Annotated in this window: 19 protein-coding genes; 8 read left to right on the top strand and 11 right to left on the bottom strand. The window is 67.2% G+C overall.

Annotated elements, in window-relative coordinates; all coding sequences use genetic code 11:
* The 3 genes from ttcA to PHX69_RS09180 form a co-directional block, all read left to right on the top strand.
* Positions 1–870, top strand: an 870-nt coding sequence (gene ttcA, locus PHX69_RS09190) for a tRNA 2-thiocytidine(32) synthetase TtcA (RefSeq protein ID WP_288043427.1), incomplete at its 5' end; no start/stop codon positions are given.
* Between the two features lie 51 nt (positions 871–921).
* The gene (locus tag PHX69_RS09185) at positions 922–1,515 is read left to right on the top strand and encodes a DUF4136 domain-containing protein (RefSeq protein ID WP_288043426.1); all 594 of its coding nucleotides are present in this window, start codon (positions 922–924) and stop codon (positions 1,513–1,515) included.
* A gap of 63 nt (positions 1,516–1,578) precedes the next feature.
* Positions 1,579–2,217 (top strand): histidine phosphatase family protein, encoded by a 639-nt coding sequence (locus PHX69_RS09180; RefSeq protein ID WP_288043425.1) that lies wholly within the window; start codon positions 1,579–1,581, stop codon positions 2,215–2,217.
* Positions 2,218–2,429: 212 nt separating this feature from the next.
* On the opposite strand, the gene PHX69_RS09175 is transcribed toward PHX69_RS09180, so the two are convergent.
* From PHX69_RS09175 to ruvB, 4 genes are all read right to left on the bottom strand, one after another.
* Positions 2,430–3,212 carry an ABC transporter ATP-binding protein gene (locus PHX69_RS09175; protein ID WP_288043429.1) on the bottom strand — a complete coding sequence of 261 codons (783 nt, stop codon included), beginning with the start codon at positions 3,210–3,212 and terminating at the stop codon, positions 2,430–2,432.
* A gap of 134 nt (positions 3,213–3,346) precedes the next feature.
* Positions 3,347–4,573, bottom strand: coding sequence for an ABC transporter permease (locus PHX69_RS09170; protein WP_288043424.1), 1,227 nt, complete (start codon positions 4,571–4,573; stop codon positions 3,347–3,349).
* Positions 4,574–4,585: 12 nt separating this feature from the next.
* A complete protein-coding gene (locus PHX69_RS09165) occupies positions 4,586–6,028 on the bottom strand; it encodes an efflux RND transporter periplasmic adaptor subunit (RefSeq protein WP_288043423.1) in 1,443 nt (480 codons plus the stop codon).
* 22 nt (positions 6,029–6,050) lie between these two features.
* Positions 6,051–7,109 (bottom strand): Holliday junction branch migration DNA helicase RuvB, encoded by a 1,059-nt coding sequence (gene ruvB / locus PHX69_RS09160; protein ID WP_288043422.1) that lies wholly within the window; start codon positions 7,107–7,109, stop codon positions 6,051–6,053.
* Positions 7,110–7,242: 133 nt separating this feature from the next.
* Between ruvB and PHX69_RS09155 the strand changes: the two genes are divergently transcribed.
* Positions 7,243–8,649: a carbonic anhydrase gene (locus PHX69_RS09155; protein ID WP_288043421.1), complete on the top strand. Its 1,407-nt coding sequence runs from the start codon at positions 7,243–7,245 to the stop codon at positions 8,647–8,649.
* A gap of 62 nt (positions 8,650–8,711) precedes the next feature.
* Here the strand turns inward: PHX69_RS09155 and PHX69_RS09150 are convergent, their stop codons facing one another.
* From PHX69_RS09150 to PHX69_RS09135, 4 genes are all read right to left on the bottom strand, one after another.
* On the bottom strand, positions 8,712–9,677 hold the full coding sequence (locus tag PHX69_RS09150; RefSeq protein WP_288043420.1) for a Bug family tripartite tricarboxylate transporter substrate binding protein: 966 nt from the start codon (positions 9,675–9,677) through the stop codon (positions 8,712–8,714).
* Positions 9,678–9,717: 40 nt separating this feature from the next.
* Positions 9,718–9,978: a DUF2783 domain-containing protein gene (locus PHX69_RS09145; RefSeq protein WP_119013675.1), complete on the bottom strand. Its 261-nt coding sequence runs from the start codon at positions 9,976–9,978 to the stop codon at positions 9,718–9,720.
* Between the two features lie 17 nt (positions 9,979–9,995).
* On the bottom strand, positions 9,996–11,645 hold the full coding sequence (locus PHX69_RS09140; protein ID WP_288043419.1) for an FAD-dependent oxidoreductase: 1,650 nt from the start codon (positions 11,643–11,645) through the stop codon (positions 9,996–9,998).
* Between the two features lie 126 nt (positions 11,646–11,771).
* Entirely contained in the window at positions 11,772–12,728 is a 957-nt protein-coding gene (locus PHX69_RS09135) for an MBL fold metallo-hydrolase (RefSeq protein WP_288043418.1), read from the bottom strand.
* A gap of 156 nt (positions 12,729–12,884) precedes the next feature.
* Between PHX69_RS09135 and PHX69_RS09130 the strand changes: the two genes are divergently transcribed.
* Entirely contained in the window at positions 12,885–13,712 is an 828-nt protein-coding gene (locus PHX69_RS09130) for an IclR family transcriptional regulator (protein ID WP_119013674.1), read from the top strand.
* 116 nt (positions 13,713–13,828) lie between these two features.
* On the opposite strand, the gene PHX69_RS09125 is transcribed toward PHX69_RS09130, so the two are convergent.
* The 3 genes from PHX69_RS09125 to ruvA form a co-directional block, all read right to left on the bottom strand.
* A complete protein-coding gene (locus tag PHX69_RS09125) occupies positions 13,829–14,125 on the bottom strand; it encodes an addiction module antidote protein (RefSeq protein ID WP_288043417.1) in 297 nt (98 codons plus the stop codon).
* The gene (locus PHX69_RS09120; protein ID WP_288043415.1) at positions 14,122–14,361 is read right to left on the bottom strand and encodes a type II toxin-antitoxin system RelE/ParE family toxin; all 240 of its coding nucleotides are present in this window, start codon (positions 14,359–14,361) and stop codon (positions 14,122–14,124) included. Before PHX69_RS09120 ends, PHX69_RS09125 begins: the two co-directional genes overlap by 4 nt.
* 138 nt (positions 14,362–14,499) lie before the next feature.
* Complete coding sequence (gene ruvA / locus PHX69_RS09115) at positions 14,500–15,075, bottom strand: Holliday junction branch migration protein RuvA (protein WP_288043413.1); 576 nt, start codon at positions 15,073–15,075, stop codon at positions 14,500–14,502.
* A gap of 123 nt (positions 15,076–15,198) precedes the next feature.
* On the opposite strand from ruvA, the gene PHX69_RS09110 reads away from it, so the two are divergent.
* The 3 genes from PHX69_RS09110 to ybeY form a co-directional block, all read left to right on the top strand.
* The gene (locus PHX69_RS09110) at positions 15,199–15,759 is read left to right on the top strand and encodes a Uma2 family endonuclease (RefSeq protein ID WP_288043411.1); all 561 of its coding nucleotides are present in this window, start codon (positions 15,199–15,201) and stop codon (positions 15,757–15,759) included.
* A gap of 127 nt (positions 15,760–15,886) precedes the next feature.
* Complete coding sequence (locus PHX69_RS09105; protein ID WP_119013614.1) at positions 15,887–16,852, top strand: PhoH family protein; 966 nt, start codon at positions 15,887–15,889, stop codon at positions 16,850–16,852.
* Positions 16,853–16,902: 50 nt separating this feature from the next.
* A partial coding sequence (gene ybeY / locus PHX69_RS09100) for an rRNA maturation RNase YbeY (RefSeq protein WP_288043410.1) occupies positions 16,903–17,205 on the top strand: 303 nt, incomplete at its 3' end.

Below are 17,205 nucleotides of genomic sequence, written 5' to 3'. Positions count from 1 at the left end.
ATCGAGCGCGAAACCCACAAGCTGGAAAAGCGCCTGTGCCGCGAAACCGGCAAAGCCATCGTGCAATACAACATGATCGAAGAGGGCGACAAGGTCATGGTGTGCATGTCGGGCGGCAAGGACAGCTACACGCTGCTGGACATCCTGCTCAAGCTCAAGGCCCGCGCGCCCATCCACTTTGACCTGGTGGCGGTCAACCTCGACCAGAAGCAGCCGGGCTTTCCCGAGCATGTGCTGCCCGACTACCTGAAAAGCACCGGCGTGCCGTTCCACATCGAGAACGAGGACACCTACAGCATCGTCAAGCGCCTGATCCCCGAGGGCAAGACCACCTGCAGCCTGTGCTCGCGCCTGCGCCGGGGCATTTTGTACCGCGTGGCCGACGAGCTGGGCGCGACAAAAATAGCCCTCGGCCACCACCGCGACGACATTGTGCAAACCCTGCTGCTGAACATGTTTTTTGGCGGCAAGCTCAAAAGCATGCCGCCCAAATTGGTCAGCGACGATGGCCGCCATGTGGTCATCCGGCCCCTGGCATTTGTGGCCGAAAAAGACACCACCCGCTGGGCCGCGCACCGCAACTTTCCCATCATTCCGTGCAACCTGTGCGGCAGCCAGGAAAACTTGCAGCGCAAACAGGTCGGCGAGATGCTGCGCGACTGGGAAAAGCGCTTTCCGGGCCGGGTAGAAAACATGTTTAACGCGTTGCAAAACGTAGTTCCCAGCCACTTGCTGGATGGGGCGCTGTACGATTTTCAGGGGGCGCGCGCCACCGGCGTGGCCGACGAGAACGGCGACAAGGCGTTCGACACCGAAGAGTTTCCCGCCGCACCCACACTGGCGGGCATGCAGGTGGTGCAGATCGGCTGACCTGCGCCGCCGGGCCCGCCGCAGCGGCTTTTTGTGCAAAGGACACTGGCCATGCAACGATGGATCACCCTGCCCTGCTTGGCGGCTGCGCTGGCCCTGAGCGGCTGCGCCAGCACCCGCCTGGTGGACAGCGATGTGCAGGCGTTCTCCCACTGGGACGCCCCGCACACCACACCCGACACCTACCGTTTTGAGCGCCTGCCCTCGCAGCAAGCGCAGGGCGACGCACAGGCCGCCATCGAGGCCCAGGCCGCGCAGGCCCTGGCCAAAGTGGGACTGCACCCTGCCGCCGATGGCACAGCGCCGTCATACCGCGTGCAGGTGCATGCACGCACCGAGCGCCAGCGCACACCCGGCGGCTACGACCCGTGGTGGGGCTGGGGCGGCTGGGGTTGGGGCAGTGGCCATGGTTTTTACGGCGGCCTGTCCATGCGCCTGGCGCCACCGCCCACCTACCGCAGCGAAGTCAGCCTGGTGCTGCGCCAGGCCAGCAGCGGTGCGGTGGTATATGAAACCCACGCCGTCCACGAAGGCGTGTGGAGCGACGACCAGGCCGTGCTGGGCGCCCTGTTCGAGGCGGCCCTGGACGGCTTTCCGCGCCCGCCCGCCGGTTTGCGCCGCATCCACCGGGAAATTCCGCGCTGACCTGTGCCCGCCCGGCACAGCCGCCCCCGGCCCCCTTCAACCACCCCACGGACTGCACCGCCCATGAACGCCACCCGCCTGATTGCCATTCGCCACGGTGAAACCGCCTGGAACGTGGACACCCGCATCCAGGGCCACTTGGACATCCCGCTCAACGACACGGGCCGCTGGCAAGCGCAGCAGTTGGCGCGCGCCCTGGCCGATGAGCCGGTGGCCGCCATCTACGCCAGCGACCTGCAACGCGCCCACGCCACCGCCCAGGCCGTGGCCGACGCCACGGGCGCGCCCCTGGTGCCCGAACCCGGCCTGCGCGAACGCAGCTTTGGCGCGCTGGAGGGCCGCACCTTTGCGCAAATCGAAACCGAGCTGCCCGAGATGGCCTTGCGCTGGCGCAAGCGCGACCCGCACTTTGCCCCCGAGGGCGGCGAGTCGCTGACGGCGCTGCGCGCGCGCATCCAGGCCACCGTGCATCGCCTGGCCGCCCACCATGCGGGTGGGCAGGTGGTACTGGTGGCCCACGGCGGCGTGCTGGACGTGCTCTACCGCCTGGCCACCGGCCAGGAGCTGCAAGCGCCGCGCACCTGGCAACTGACCAACGCCGCCATCAACCGCCTGCTCTGGACGCCCGAGGGCCTGACCCTGGTGGGCTGGGCCGACACCCAGCACCTGGACACCGCCACCCGCGACGAAACCACCACCTGACGGGCACAATCACTACTATTTTGATAGCTGGTGGCGCTTACCCACCAAGGGCTGGAGGCCATTTTGATAAAAAAATCAGGGCCACCATCTCCTCTGGAGGCCCCGTGCAGGCCCCCGGCGCCCCACCCAGGGCAGAAAAAAGTGGTTTTTTGAGGGTCAAATCAGCCTCTGGCGCCCGCCAGACGGGCGCGAGCAGCTCACTTTTTTGATATTTATGCGACGCTACCAGCGCCACCAGCGCCACCAGCGCCACCAGCGCCCGCTGGGGCCGGGGCGGTGGGTTCATCGCGGGCGATGTGGCCGTCCACCAGCTCCACCAGCCGGTCGCAGCGCGCAGCCAGGCGCGGGTCGTGCGTGACCACGATGAAGCTGGTGCCGCGCTCGGCGTGGATGCGGCGCAAGAGCGCAAACACCTCGCCCGACGACGCGGTATCGAGGTTGCCCGTGGGCTCGTCGGCCAGCACCAGCGCTGGCTCCATGACCAGCGCGCGCGCAATGGCCACGCGCTGCTGCATACCGCCCGACAACTCGGCGGGGCGTTTGTGGATGGCAGCGGCCAGGCCCACCGCGTCCAGCAGGCTGCGGGCGCGCTCGCGCTGGGCGGGGCTGACGCGGCCCTCGGCCATCAGCGCAGGCAGCGTGACGTTCTCCAGCGCCGAAAACGCGGGCAGCAGATGGTGGAACTGGAAGACAAAACCCAGCGTGTGGCGTCGGCGCAGCGTGAGCGCTGCGTCGTCCAGGCCCTGCACCGGCTGGCCTTGCAGCAGGTAGCTGCCCGAGGTCATGGGCTCAAGCAGCCCCAGGATGTTGAGCAGCGTGCTCTTGCCCGATCCCGATGGCCCGATCAGCGCCACAAACTCGCCCGCTGCCACCTGCAAGTCCAGGCCGTGCAGCACTTCGGCCTCGCTGGGCAGGCCCAGGTGGTAGCTCTTCTTGACGGCGCTGAGGGCGATCAGCGCGGTGGCCGGGGCAACGGCAGCCGCCGTACCCGGCACAGTGGGGGCGGTAGGGGCAAGGGGGGCGGCGTTCACGGGCAGCAATCTTTCAGAGCGATAGCAGGGTGACAGGGCGGGCCGTGGGCAGCGCAATGGTGTGCAACGGGCAACAGGCAACAGACAACCGGGGCCGCTCAGATGCGGATGGCCTGCGCCGGGTCGAGCTGGGCGGCGCGCCGTGCGGGCGCAATGGCCGCCAGCACGCCGCACACCGTGGCCACCAAAGCCACCTGCAAGGCCGTGGCTGGCGGCAGGGTGATGTTGAACAGCGGCAGGCCATCGGAGCCGCGCACAAAGGTGGTGAACGCTGCGATCAACGCCACCGCCAGCAACAGGCCCAGCACCGATCCCACCGCACCCACCACCGCGCCCTGCACCAGAAACACGCGCATCACCTGGCCGCGCGTGGCTCCCATGGCGCGCAGGATGCCGATTTCGCGGCGCTTTTGCACCACCGACACCACCAGCACGCTGGCAATGCCCAGCACCACCACCGCCAACACCACGCCGCGAATGATGGCCGTGCTGACCGACTGGGCGTTGAGCGCCGACACCAGCTGCGCGTTGCTCTCCTGCCAGCTCTCCACTTTGTACGGAAACTGGCGCTGCAGGTCTTGCGCCAGGGTGCGCGCCACCCAGACATCGTGCAGCGTCACGTCCAGGCTGGTGGCGCCACCGGGCAGGGCCAGCAGGTTTTGCGCCGTGCGCAACGGCACGATGACGGTGCGCCGGTTGAGGTCTTTGACACCCAAGTCCACCAGCGCCGTGACGCGCAGTGACTCGCTGGAGCTGCCCGTCTGCACTGCCAGGCGGTCGCCCGCGCGCAGGCCCAGGTCTTGTGCCAGCTCGCGGCCAATGATGGCCTCGCCGGGGAGCAGCCGCGCGCTGCCACTGACCACCTTGGCGCGCAGGCCGACAACGCGGTCGTAGCGGTCCAAGTCCACGCCCATCAGCGCTATCGACTGCACGGCCTCGCCCCGCAGCGCCAGCCCCGCGCCCGACACCATGGGCGAGACACCGGCCACGGCGGGCAGCGCCTCTAAAAGCGGCACCAGCGCCTGCCAGTTGGCCACCGAGCGCAGTCGCTGGGCGCGCGGCTGCACCTGGCCCAGTACGGTGGTGCCGGGCACCACGGTGGCCGCAGGGGTGACCACATCGTCGGGCGCGCGCAGGCTGATGTGGGCTTGTGCGCCCAGCGTTTTGGCCAGCGTGTTGGACTGCAGGCCGCTGATCAGGGCCGAGATATAGGCAATCACGGCCACGCCCGCCGCCACGCCGACGATGATGAGCAGGGTTTGCATGCGCCCTTCGCGCAAAAAGCGCAGCGCCACACGCCACTCAAAGCCAAGCCAGAGCCACATCGGTGTGCGCGCTCAGCGCCCCATGGCGTTGGTCATGGCGGCTCCGGCATCGCCTGCGGCCCCAGCGCGTGCAGCACCGGCTGCGCCGCCCGGCGCCCAGACCACGGGCCGGGGACGAACGCGCGCGCCGGGCTGCAAGGCGGCGTCGGCGCGCAGCACGGTATCGCCTTCCGTCAGGCCCGACAGCACCTCGACGGCATCCAGCGTGCGCAGGCCCAGCGTGACAGTGCGCGGCTGGGCGCGGCCCTGCTCGGCCACCAGCACCTGGGCCTGTGCGGCGGGGGCGGGGGCGGGGAGGATGGTGCCCTGCCCGCTCTGCCCGTCCGGCGCCGGGCTGCCCGCAACGGTTGGCCCCGTCTGCCCATCGGGTGCGCTTTGTGCGCCCAGTGTCAGTGCGCCAGCGGCGCCCTGGCTGCGCAGCGCCGCCTGCGGCAGCACCAGCGCGCGCGCACGGCGGGCGGTTTCCACTTCGACCGACAGCGTCATGTCCTCGCGCAGATAGGACGGGGCCTGCTCCAGCAGGGCAAACTTCACCTCGATGGCGCCGCGCTGCGCATCTACCGCAGGCGCAATGCTGAGCACGCGCGCGGCAAAGCGCTGGTCGGCAAACGCATCGGCCACCACGCTGGCGGGCTGGCCGACCTGCAACTGCTCCAGAAAACGCTCGTCCACCTGGGCCACCAGTTGCGTGGGCCCGGCCAGCGCCAGACTGAGCAGGGCCTTGCCCGGCTGCACGATCTGCCCCTGCTCTACGGCACGCAGCAGCACGCGCGCATCGGCGGGGGCACGCAGCGCGGTCTGTGCCAGCCGGGCCTGGGCCGCGGTGAGGCCCGCGCGCGCCAACTCCAGTTGTGCCTGCGCCTGCACCACCTCGGTGCCCACATCGGCATTGGCCTGCACTTGGGCAGTAGCACTGCGCGCTTGGGCCTGGGCCACATCCACCGCACGGCGGGCCTCATCCAACTGGGCAGCGCTATAGAAGCCCTGCACCACCAGTTGCTGCGCGCGCACCAGCGTGGCCTGGGCAGCGCGCAGCTGGGCTTGGGCCTGGGCCTGGGCGGCCTCGGCGGCGCTTCTGCCGCTGCTGCGCAGACCGGCCAGGCGGGCCTGGACTTGCTGGGCCGAGGCCTGGGCCTGGGCCAACGCAGCGCGCAGTTCGTCGGATTCGAGCTGCACCAGCACATCACCCTGGCGCACCGGGGCGCCCTCGGTGACGCGCACAGCCTCGACCCGGCCCGTGATGGTGCTGCCCACGTCCACGCGCGAGAGGGTGGCAACGCGCGCAGAAAACTGCAACGTGCGCACCAGCGGGGCATAACGCACAGGCAGCGCATCGACCTGCGGGGCACGCAGCTGCCACACGGCAAACCCCGCCCCGGCGGCCAGCAGCAGGGCAGCGCCGCCGGCAACGGTTTTCCAGCGGCGGCGCATGCGGGGTTCAGCGGCTTGGTTCATGGACGCGGTTCATGGGCGCGGATCAGGCAGCAAACAGGCCATCGGCAGCCTGCGGCGGCGTGACCCCCAGGTGGCGGTAGGCCGCCAGCGTGGCCACACGCCCGCGCTGGGTGCGCTGCACATAACCTTGCTGGATCAGGTAGGGCTCGATCACATCCTCGATGGTGCCGGACTCCTCGCCAATGCTGGCGGCAATGTTGTCCAGCCCGACCGGGCCGCCGTCAAAGCGGTGGATCAATGCCTCCAGAAACTTGCGGTCCATCACATCAAAGCCCTGCGGATCGACGTCCAGCATGGCCAGCGCGCGGTGGGCAATGTCCAGCGTGATGCAGCCACTGCCTTTGACGTCGGCATAGTCGCGCACCCGGCGCAAGAGCCGGTTGGCGATGCGCGGCGTGCCGCGCGAGCGCCGGGCCAGCTCAAAGCCGCCCTCTTCGTCCATGGGCGTGCCCAGCAGCCCGGCGCTGCGCGTGACGATGCGCGCCAGCTCCTCGGGCGTATAAAACTCCAGCCGCGCCACGATGCCGAAGCGGTCGCGCAGCGGGTTGGTCAGCATGCCGGCGCGCGTGGTGGCGCCCACCAGCGTGAACGGCTGCAAATCGAGTTTGATGGAGCGCGCTGCCGGGCCTTCGCCGATCATGATGTCGATCTGGTAGTCCTCCAGCGCGGGGTACAAAATCTCTTCGACCACGGGGCTGAGGCGGTGGATTTCGTCAATAAAGAGCACATCGTTGCGCTCCAGGTTGGTCAAGAGCGCGGCCAGGTCTTTGGGTTTTTCGAGCACGGGGCCGCTGGTCTGGCGCAGGTTCACGCCCAGCTCGGCGGCCACGATGTGGCTGAGCGTGGTCTTGCCCAGCCCGGGCGGGCCAAACAGCAGGACATGGTCGAGCGCCTCGCCGCGCTTTTTGGCTGCGCCAATAAAAATTTCGAGCTGTTCGCGCGCTTTGGTCTGGCCTACGTACTCCTGCAACAACTTGGGGCGCAGGGCGCGCTCTTGCGCTTCTTCCTGGGGCGATACAGGGGCAGCAGACACCACGCGCGGCGCAGGCGCGGGGGCAAAGTCGTCGGTGTGGATGGTCACGGCAGTGGAGCAGGCAAGGGGGCGGTCTGGAACTATAGCCCGGCAGGCGCTTGGTGCGGATGTGCTGTACGTTGTGCGTGATGCGGACACACCAAGTTAAAGTGCGCACAGGCCTGCTACCCGCACCCATGCCATGAACCCAGCTCCCCCCCTCCACACCCGCGCCCTGCGCCTTGCCTGCCAGGCACTTTGTCTGGCAGGCCTGGCGCACAGCGCCACGGCCCAGGCCGCAGCAGCCACGCCCCAGGCCGCAGCAGCCACGCCCGCTGCACCGCCCGCCCCCCTGCGGCTGGACAGTCCGGAAGAGCGTGCCTTGCTGATAGAACGTATCAACGCCGCCCTGGAGCGCACCAACCAGAAGCACACCCCGCGCCCACGCGGGCGCGCCGCTGCGACTGCCGTGCGCACCATACCGTCGGTGACGGTACAAGTACCCGCTGCCCCCAAACCGGCCCCGGTGCGTGCGCGCAAAAAGGGCAATGGTGCGGCAACGGCGGCGGCTGCCACCGCTGCGCTGGCAGCCACTGCAGCCATGGCCAACACTGCCGCAGACCAGGCCCAGCCCACAGACAGCGCACCGCCAGCCGATGCGGGTGCCCCCAATAGCCCGGCAATGCCCCCAACACCGGCACCGGCACCTGAACCCACGCCAGTGCAAACAGCAGCGACCCCGGCGCCCGCAGCACCAGCGGCCACCACCGCAGCATCCACGCCGACACCAACAACCGCCCCCCCCGTGGCACAGCCCCCCGCTGCCAACGCGCTCAGCGCCAGCCGCCAGGAACTCATGGCCCGTGCCGCCGCCCTGGCCGCAGCGCTGGCCCCGACCCCCGCCCCGCCCCCAGCCGATCCAGCCACGGTGCCTTGGAGCTACCAGGGCGAGACCGGGCCACAGGCCTGGGGACAGCTGCATCCGGCCTTTGCCACCTGCGCCCAGGGCCAGCGCCAGTCGCCCTTGCACATCACCGCCGCCGACACCGTGGCAGGCCCAGCCGATCCACTGCGGCCCGGCGCACAAGTCTTCAGCGGCACCCTCATGCACACGGGCAAAGCGATTGAATTGGAGGTCGAAGGCATCCAGACGCTGGTGCTGCGCGGACGGCCCTGGCAACTGCACAGCGTGCAGTTTCACCACCCGGCAGAAGAAAAAATCCACCACCAGAACTTCCCCATGGCCACCGATCTGGTGTACCACGGGCCCGAGGGCCAGATGGCGGTGTTGTCGGTGCCCATGCAGCTGGGCACACCCAACCCGTTCTTGGCCAAAATCTGGACGCACATGCCCCTGGACAGGGCCGACAGCGTGCGCCTGCCACCGGGCCAGCTGCAAGTGCAAGAGCTGCTGCCGCGCGATCTGCGCTATTACCAGTACCTGGGCTCGCTCACTACACCGCCCTGCACCGAAGGGGTGCTGCGGCTGGTGCTGAAAACGCCTGTGAGCATCAGCCCCGAGCAACTGCGCCTGCTGGCGCGCCTGGCCCCTGCCAACGCGCGCCCGGCACAGGCCACCCACGGGCGCCTGGTGCGCGAGGCGCAGTAAACAGGGTTACGGCGCAGCCACAGTACCAAAGCGCCGGGCATTGCACCCGGCGCCTGCCGCTATCAGTCGAGGCGCACGCCCACTTGCTTGATCACACGGCCCCATTTGTCGCGCTCGGAGCCGGAGAAAGCAGCCATCTGCGCGGGCGTACCCGGCAGGGGCTCCACGCCCAGCGCTTGCAGGCGCGCTTTCACGGTGGTGGAGTTCAGTGCCGTTTGCAGCGCTTTAGCCAGTTGGCCCGTGAACTCGGCGGAGGTGCCCGTGGGCACCACCAGTCCTTGCCAGGCGTAGCCCTCAAAGCCTTTGATGCCTTGCTCGCTGATGGTGGCCACGTCGGGCATGGTGGAGACGCGCTGCGCGCTGGCCACGCCAATCGGTTTGACCTTTTTGCCGTTGATGAACGAATACGCCGTAGCGCTTTCCACCCACATGGCCGGAATCTGGCCGCCAATCACGTCCTGGATGGCAGGCGCCGCGCCCCGGTAAGGCACATGGGTGAGCTTGAGCTTGCTTTGCTCGCGGAACAACTCGCCCACCAGGTGGTGCGGGCTGCCCAGGCCCACCGAGCCCCAGTTCACGCCGTCAGCCTGCTGCTGCGACCAGGCCATGAACTCTTTGAGGTTGTTGGCGGGCACGCTGTTGGACACCACCAGAAACAGCGGAAAGCGCACCAGCATGCCCACGGGCTGGAAGTCTTTTTCTGCGTTGTAGGTCAGCTTGCTGAACAGCGTCGGGTTGGCCGCCAGCGTGGCGAAATCCGCCGTGAACATGATGTTGCCGTAGTCCTTGGAACGGGCCACATATTCCGCTGCAATGTTGGTGCCCGCGCCCGGCTTGTTGGTAACGATGATGGTGCGGTTGAGCGTTTTGGACATCGCGTCCGCAATGGTGCGCGCCACCACGTCCGAGCCGCCCCCGGCGGCGTAGCCCACCACCCACTCCAGGGGCTTATCCTGGGCGCTGGCCAGGGACGATGCGGCGGCCAGTGCCAGCCCGAACAAGGAGGCGATGAAATTCTTACGGTGCATGGATGTGTCTCTGTCGTTATGTAAAAAAGGGGGCCGCCGCTCAGGCAGCCGCATGCGATGGCGCCACGGGCGTGATGGCCGCACGGCCCGCCAGCGAGGCCGACTCGGCAGCAGCGTTTTGGCCGCGTGCCAGTTGCAGCGCCTGTTGCAGCACGGCAGCGTCGCCGATGTGGTTGGCCAGCAACAGCACCAGGCGGGCATTCATGGCGTGGCTTTGTTCGGTGGTCAGGCCCAGGTGGGCGGTGATGAGTCCTTCGTAGAAATCATCGTAGGACGGCATATTGGGCTGGGTGTTGAGCATGGTGACAAACTCCTGGTTCATGCCGTGGCGGCAACGGTGGCGGTGGCCAAGGCGGCGCGCACGGCCGCTTCGGTGGGGGTGCGCCAGCGGGCGCACACATGCTGGTCGGGGCGGATCAGGTAAGCGGTGCCGCTCTGGCCATCCAGGCGCTGGGCGACCAGCCCCTGCACATCCTCGATGTCCTGACCGATGGACAGCGCCTGGACATGGGGCAGGCCCTGCGCCCAGGCAGGCACCGGGCCAAACACCAGCAGCGTGAAGTCCATGCCCAGCTGGCGCAGCAGCCAGCCGCTGTGGCCGTTGCAGCGCACGGGCGCATCCAGCAGCACGGCGCCGGGCACCTGGGTGCCAGCAAAGCTGTCCGCATCGGGCGTATTCAGCGGCGATTGGTGCAGCACGGCGGGCACCGACAGGCGTCCGCTGTTGACAATGCGGCGCGCAAACGGGTGTTCGCGGGCCAAGTCCAGCGCGGCATCGCGGAACAGGCGGCTGATCTCGCTCTTGGGCGTGATGAAGTCGGTGGCGCGGGTGGAGTTGAGCAGGTTTTCGTCCGCAGCGTATTCACGCTCGGGGCCGTAGGTGGCCAGCAGCTCGGTGCCTGCGCGGCCCTTGAGCACCCAGTCGAGCTTCCAGGCCAGGTTGTCGGTGTCCTGCACGCCGCTGTTGGCGCCCCGGGCACCAAAGGGCGATACGCCGTGGGCGCAGTCACCGGCAAACAGCACGCGGCCATGCACAAAGCTGTCCATGCGCAGGCAGGCGAAGGTATAGACGCTGGCCCACTCCAGCGTGAACTCGGTGTCTTTGCCCAGCAGCGCCTGCACGCGCGGGATGATGTTTTCGGGCTTCTTTTCTTCTTCGGGGTCGGCGTCCCAGCCCAGCTGGAAGTCGATGCGCCACACGTCGTCGGGCTCGCGGTGCAACAGCACGCTCTGGCCAGGGTGGAAGGGCGGGTCGAACCAGAACCAGCGCTCGGCGGGGAAGTCGGCCTTCATCTTCACGTCGGCAATCAGGAAGCGATCCTGGAAGATGCGGCCCTTGCTCTCCAGCCCCATCAGGCCGCGCATGGTCGAGCGCGCGCCGTCGCAGGCAATCACCCAATCGGCGTCGATCTGGTAGGGGCCGTCAGGGGTTTCGATGCTGAGCAGGGCACCATCGCCGCGCGGTGCCACGCCGGTGACTTTGTTGTCCCAGCGAATTTCAATGCCGGGCAGTTGCAGGCAACGCTCGACCAGGTAGGCCTCGCAGTAGTACTGCTGCAAGTTGATGAAGGCGGGGCGCTCGTGGCCTTCTTCGGGCAGCAGATTGAACTGGTACACCTCTTTGTCGTGGAAGAACACCTTGCCCAGGTTCCACGACACGCCTTTGTCCACCATGGGCTGGCCCACGCCCAGGCGATCCCAAATCTCCAAGGCGCGCTTGGAAAAGCACAGCGCCCGCGAGCCAATCGACAGGCGGTGGTCGTTGTCCAGCACCACCACGCGGTGGCCACGCTGGGCCATGTCAATCGCCATGCTCAGGCCCACGGGCCCGGCGCCCACCACCACGATGGGGTGCTGGGCGGGCTGCGCCGCGTCCTGGTCGGGCGAGCGGGTGTAGGCAAATTCAATGGCCTGTACCTCGGCACCGGTGCCGCGGAAGGGGTAGGAGGGGGTGTGGGCAGATGTCATGGTGTGCTGGTGGGCATGAAAAGTGGGGACAAAGCTGCGCCCAGCGGGCTGCGCACCCAGTGCGCGCCCGTCGGGAGGGGGAGAGGAAAAAATCAGCCGCTCAAGCGGCGGCTGGGCCAGGCCGGATCAGCCCTCGAGGGCCTGCCACATGGCCACATCGCGCTCGGCCGTCCAGATGCGCGGGTCGGGGAACTGCGTGGCCTCGTCGTAGGCGCGGGTCACGTCAAAGGGCATGCAGTGGTTGAAGATGACCCAGTGGCCGTACTTGGGCTGCAACTTGGCAAAGGTTTCTTCATAGACCTTGCGCAAGTCCTGGCCTGCGGCGGCACCGGCCTGCACGCTGGCATACACATCGCTGATGAACTCGCGTGTGCCTGCCAGGCCGGCTTGCACCTGCTCGGGCGTTTGCAGCGCGGCGCCACGGCCAGGCACCAGCTTTTCGGGTTGCAGGGCGGCAATGGCGTCCAGCGTTTGCGGCCAGTCTTTGAAGTAGGCGTCACCGGCGTAGGGCGTGGCATCAAACTCGACCAGATCGCCGCTGAACAGGATTTTTTCCTGGGGCAGCCAGACCACCGTGTCGCCCTTGGTGTGGCCCCGGCCCAGTTGCAGGATTTGCACTTCCAGCTTGCCCAGCCACAGGGTCATCTTGCCGGTGAAGGTGATGGTGGGCCAGGTCAGGCCCTCGGGCACGCTCTCGACGTTCTGGAACAGGCGCGGAAAGCGGCCAATCTCGCTGGCCTTGTCGAACTCACCGCGCTCGACGATCAGGTCATAGGTGTCCTGGCTGGCAATGATGTGCTCGGGCTGGTAGGCGCTGGCGCCCAGCACGCGCACGGCGTGGTAGTGGCTCAGGGTGACGTACTTGATGGGCTTGTCGGTCACTTCGCGGATGCGGCGGATCACGTCCTGCGCCATCACCGGCGTGGCCTGGGTGTCGATGACCATCACGGCGTCGTCGCCAATGATGATGCCGGTGTTGGGGTCGCCCTCGGCGGTGTAGGCGTAGGCGTGCTCGGAGAGCTTGTCGAAGCTGACTTTTTTGACTTCCAGATCGGCGGCGGAGGCGAAGGTTTTGGTGTTCATGGGGTATCGGGGGGTGGCGTTAATTCGTAAATAACAAGTCAATTTGACTAATCACAATGAAGGATAGCGGAAAGTTCGTTTTAGTGAAACGAATTCGTTTAAGTAAAAACCCTTGCCCCTGCCGATACGGCCCCCGAGTCCACGGACAATCGGCCCATGGACATGCACAGCGAACACCCTTTTTCAGACCCGGCGCCCGATGGCGCGCCAGCGCGCTCCTCGCGCGGCATCCAGAGCGTGGAGGTGGGCGGCCAGCTGCTCAAGGCGCTGGTGCACACCGGGCGGCCCATGGCGCTCAAAGACCTGGCGGGCGCCGCCGGGATGACGGCCGCCAAGGCGCACCCGTACCTGGTCAGCTTTGGCAAGCTGGGCCTGATCGAACAAGACAGCGCCACCGGCCACTACGGCCTGGGCTCACTGGCCATGCAGCTGGGCCTCATCAGCCTGCAACAAAAAGACCCCGTGCGCATGGCCATTGCCGAGCTGCCCGGCCTGGCGCTGCGCGTGGGTGCGACGGTGGCGGTGTCGGTCTGGGGCAACCACGGCCCGACCATCATCCAGGTGGAACAAGGCCCTGCCGATGTGCATGTGACCATGCGCCACGGCACCACGGCCTCGGTGCGGCGCACGGCCAATGGCAAGGTGTTTGCCGCTTTCATGCCGCCTGCCAAGGTGCAGGAGGCCCTGGCCCACGATGGCGACGCCGACGCGCTCAACGACCCGCTGTTTGCCCAGGAGCTGCAAGCCATCCGGGACGAGGGCATCAGCGTGGTCAAAGACCGGCTGGTGGGCGGCATCTGCGCAGTGGCCGCGCCGGTGTTCGATGGCTTTGGCCGCCTGGTGCTGTGCTTGGTGGCCATCGGCCCGATTGCCACACTGGACAGCAGTGTGCATGGCGAGCCCGCCCGGCACCTGCGCGAGACGGCCAGCGCCCTGTCACGCCGCCTGGGCGCGCCGGGCGACGCTCCAGCGCACGCGGGCTGATGCAATCGCTATTTTATTGATAGCTGCTTGCGCACGCCACGCAAGGGCTGACCGAGGATTTTGCTTGTATTCCAGTCCCATTTGAATGGTTCGTTGACCCGGCTGCCGGGACGGCTTCAGGTGCGCGCCAGCGGCTCCACAGAGAGCTTGAACCCCATGGCGTGGATGACCTTGAAGAGCGTGTCGGAGCTGGGCGCGCGCTCGCCAGAGAGGCTTTTGTAGAGGCTCTCGCGGGACAGGCCGGTGTCGCGGGCCAGTTGGGTCATGCCGCGCGCGCGGGCAATGTCGCCCAGCGCCCCGGCCAGCTCGGCGGGGTCGTTGTCTTCCAGGACTTGGCGCAGGTATTCCGCGATTTCTGCTTCGCTGTGGAGGTAGTTGGCCATGTCGAATGGCCGGGTTTTGATGTTGCTCACAGGTTGATCTCCTTGGCCATCGCCTTGGCAGCAGCAATGTCGCGCTCCTGGCCCGACTTGTCACCGCCGCCCAGCATCACGATCAGCACGTCGCCGCGCTGGATGTAGTACATGCGCCATCCGGGGCCGAAGAATTCGCGCATTTCCCAGACGCCATCGCCCACGGCCTTGATATCGCCCAGATTGCCCCGCTTTGCTTTGTTGATTCGACGGCGCAAGCGGATGCGGGTCGGCATGTCTCGCAGGCCATCCACCCAGTCAGCGAAGGCTTCAGTTTCTATGACGCTCTACATGATTTGATTGTAGCCTTGCAGCTACAGTTTTCTCACGTCCGTGGCATCAAGCCCCAAGGCTGAAAACCCGAAAAATCCCCTTTACTTGGCCAGCGCCCGCAGCGCCAGCTTGATACCGTCGCTCACGCCCACATCGGCAGGCAGGGCCTTGAGGGCAGCGGCGGCATCCTTGTCGCTGTAACCCAGCGCCAGCAGCGCTTGCAGGATGTCGGCCTGCTGGGCTGTGCTGGCGTGGGCATGGGCGCTGCCCAGGTCGGCGCCCAGCTTGCCCTTGAGTTCCAGCAGCAGGCGCTCAGCGGTTTTCTTGCCGATGCCGGGCACCTTGACCAGGCGGCCGGTTTCCTGCGCCGTGATCGCCTGCGCCAGCTCCTGCACGCCCAGCCCGCTCAATACGCCCAGCGCCATGCGCGGGCCCACGCCCGTCACCTTGATGAGCTGGCGAAAGGCGTCGCGCTCGGGCGCGGTGGCAAAACCATAGAGCAGCTGTGCATCCTCGCGCACGACAAAATGCGTCAGCAAAGTGACCGGCTCGCCCAGGCCGGGCAGATGGTAGAAAGTGCTCATGGGCACATCTACCTCGTAGCCCACGCCGTGGCAGTCGATCAGCACCTGGGGCGGGTTTTTGGCGGCCAGGGCGCCTTGGAGTCGTCCGATCATGGTGTTCCTTCGAAAGAATATTTTTCAAAAATGATAGCTGGTAGCGCCCTGTGCATCTGCGCTGGCACCTGTTTTGGCTATGGCCTACCATAGCAGCTCCCATCCACCCACCCGAGTGCCGCCATGTCTGCTCTGCCCCAAGCCCACCCCGCCTTGACCGCCGATGACTACCTGGCCTGGGAGGCCACCCAGCCCGAGCGCCACGAGTTTGTCGATGGCGAGACCTTCGCCATGGCCGGTGCCGAAGACCGCCATGTCACTGTGACCGGCAACCTCTACATGGCCCTGCGCCAGCACCTGCGCGGCACGCCGTGTCGCACCTTCATGGCCGACATGAAGGTGCAGGCGCAGGCCGACAGCAGCTACTTCTACCCCGACGTGGTCGTCACGTGCAGCGCCGCCGACGCCGACAGCCGCCTGGTCAAGCGCGAGCCCCGGTTGATTGTGGAAGTGCTCTCGCCCGGCACCGAGGCCTACGACCGCGGCGAAAAATTCCAGCGCTACCGCCACATTGCCAGCCTGGAGGAATACGCGCTGGTCGATATCGAACACCGCCGCGTTGATGTGTTCCGCAAGCTGCCTGAGGGCCTGTGGGTGCTGCACCCCTTCGATGCCACCACACCGGCCACCTTCGCCAGCGTCGATCTGGCCCTGGACGCCGACACGCTCTACGCCGAAATATGACACCGGGGTCAGTGGGGGCAACGCCCCCCGCACTGGCCAGCGGGCATCTGCGGTACGCTGCGGCCATGGCCTGCGCTGGCCATCTTCTTTGCATTCCCCTGACTCCACCCTTCACGGACAACACCGCGTGATCCTGCGCCACACCTTCATCCCCCACAACAACACCCGCCTGGCCAACCTGTGCGGCCCGGCCGATGCCCACCTGCGCACCATCGAGGCAGCGCTGCAAGTGAACATTGCCCACCGGCACGAGCAATTCAAGGTCGATGGCCCCAAAGCGCGCGCCACGCAGGCCATGGAAGTGCTGCAAGCGGTCTATGAAATGGCCGAGCGCCCCATCAGCGAAGCGCACCTGCAACTCATGCTGGTGGGCGACAGCGCCCTGGCCGCCGACACCGAGGGCAGCCCCGCGCCCCTGAGCACCCGCCGCGCCGACCTGCGCGCGCGCACCCCCACCCAGGCCATGTACCTGGAGAACATCGCCACGCACGACATCACCTTCGGCATCGGCCCCGCAGGCACCGGCAAAACCTACCTGGCGGTGGCCTGCGCCGTCGATGCGCTCGAGCGCAGCAGCGTGCAGCGCATCGTGCTGACGCGCCCGGCGGTAGAGGCTGGCGAGCGCCTGGGCTTTTTGCCGGGCGACCTGGCGCAAAAGGTCGATCCCTACCTGCGCCCGCTGTACGACGCGCTCTACGAGCTGATGGGCTACGACAAGGTGCAAAAAGCCTTCGAGCGCAACCAGCTGGAGATTGCACCGCTGGCCTTCATGCGCGGGCGCACGCTGAACAACGCTTTCGTCATCCTCGACGAAGCGCAAAACACCACGCCCGAGCAGATGAAGATGTTTTTGACGCGCATCGGCTTTGGCGCCAAGGCTGTGGTCACCGGCGACGTCAGCCAGATCGACCTGCCCAAAGGCGCCTTGAGCGGCCTGATTGAAGCCGAGCGGGTGTTGAAGCGCGTCAAGGGCATTGCGGTGACGCGCTTTACCAGCGCTGATGTGGTGCGCCACCCGCTGGTGGCGCGCATCGTCGATGCCTACGACGCGGCGGGCCGCCCGGCACCCGTGCGCCGGCGCAGCGCAGACTGATGCACAGCGCGCTATAGCAGCCCAAAACACCTCAAAAATCTACCACCGCCATGCCCCTGCAAACCCTCACCCTGTCGTTGCAATTTGCCCGCTTTGACGGCGCTGCCGAGCACCGCGCCGCCCTGCCCCGCCACAAGGTGGCGCGCTGGATACGCCATGCCCTGGCGCTGGACGCCGAGATCACCGTGCGCATCGTCGGTGAGAACGAGGGCCGCCAGCTCAACCGCGACTACCGCCAGAAAGACTACGCCACCAACGTGCTCACCTTCGACTACGCGCAAGAGCCCGTGGTCAGCGCCGATTTGGTGCTGTGCGCCCCCGTGGTCGCGCGCGAAGCCGCCGAGCAAAACAAA

This window comes from Simplicispira sp. (assembly GCF_028687295.1).
Classification (GTDB): Bacteria; Pseudomonadota; Gammaproteobacteria; order Burkholderiales; family Burkholderiaceae_C; genus Simplicispira; species Simplicispira metamorpha.
Note: the sequence above shows the minus strand (reverse complement) of the source record. Positions and strands in the feature narration are given on the sequence as shown.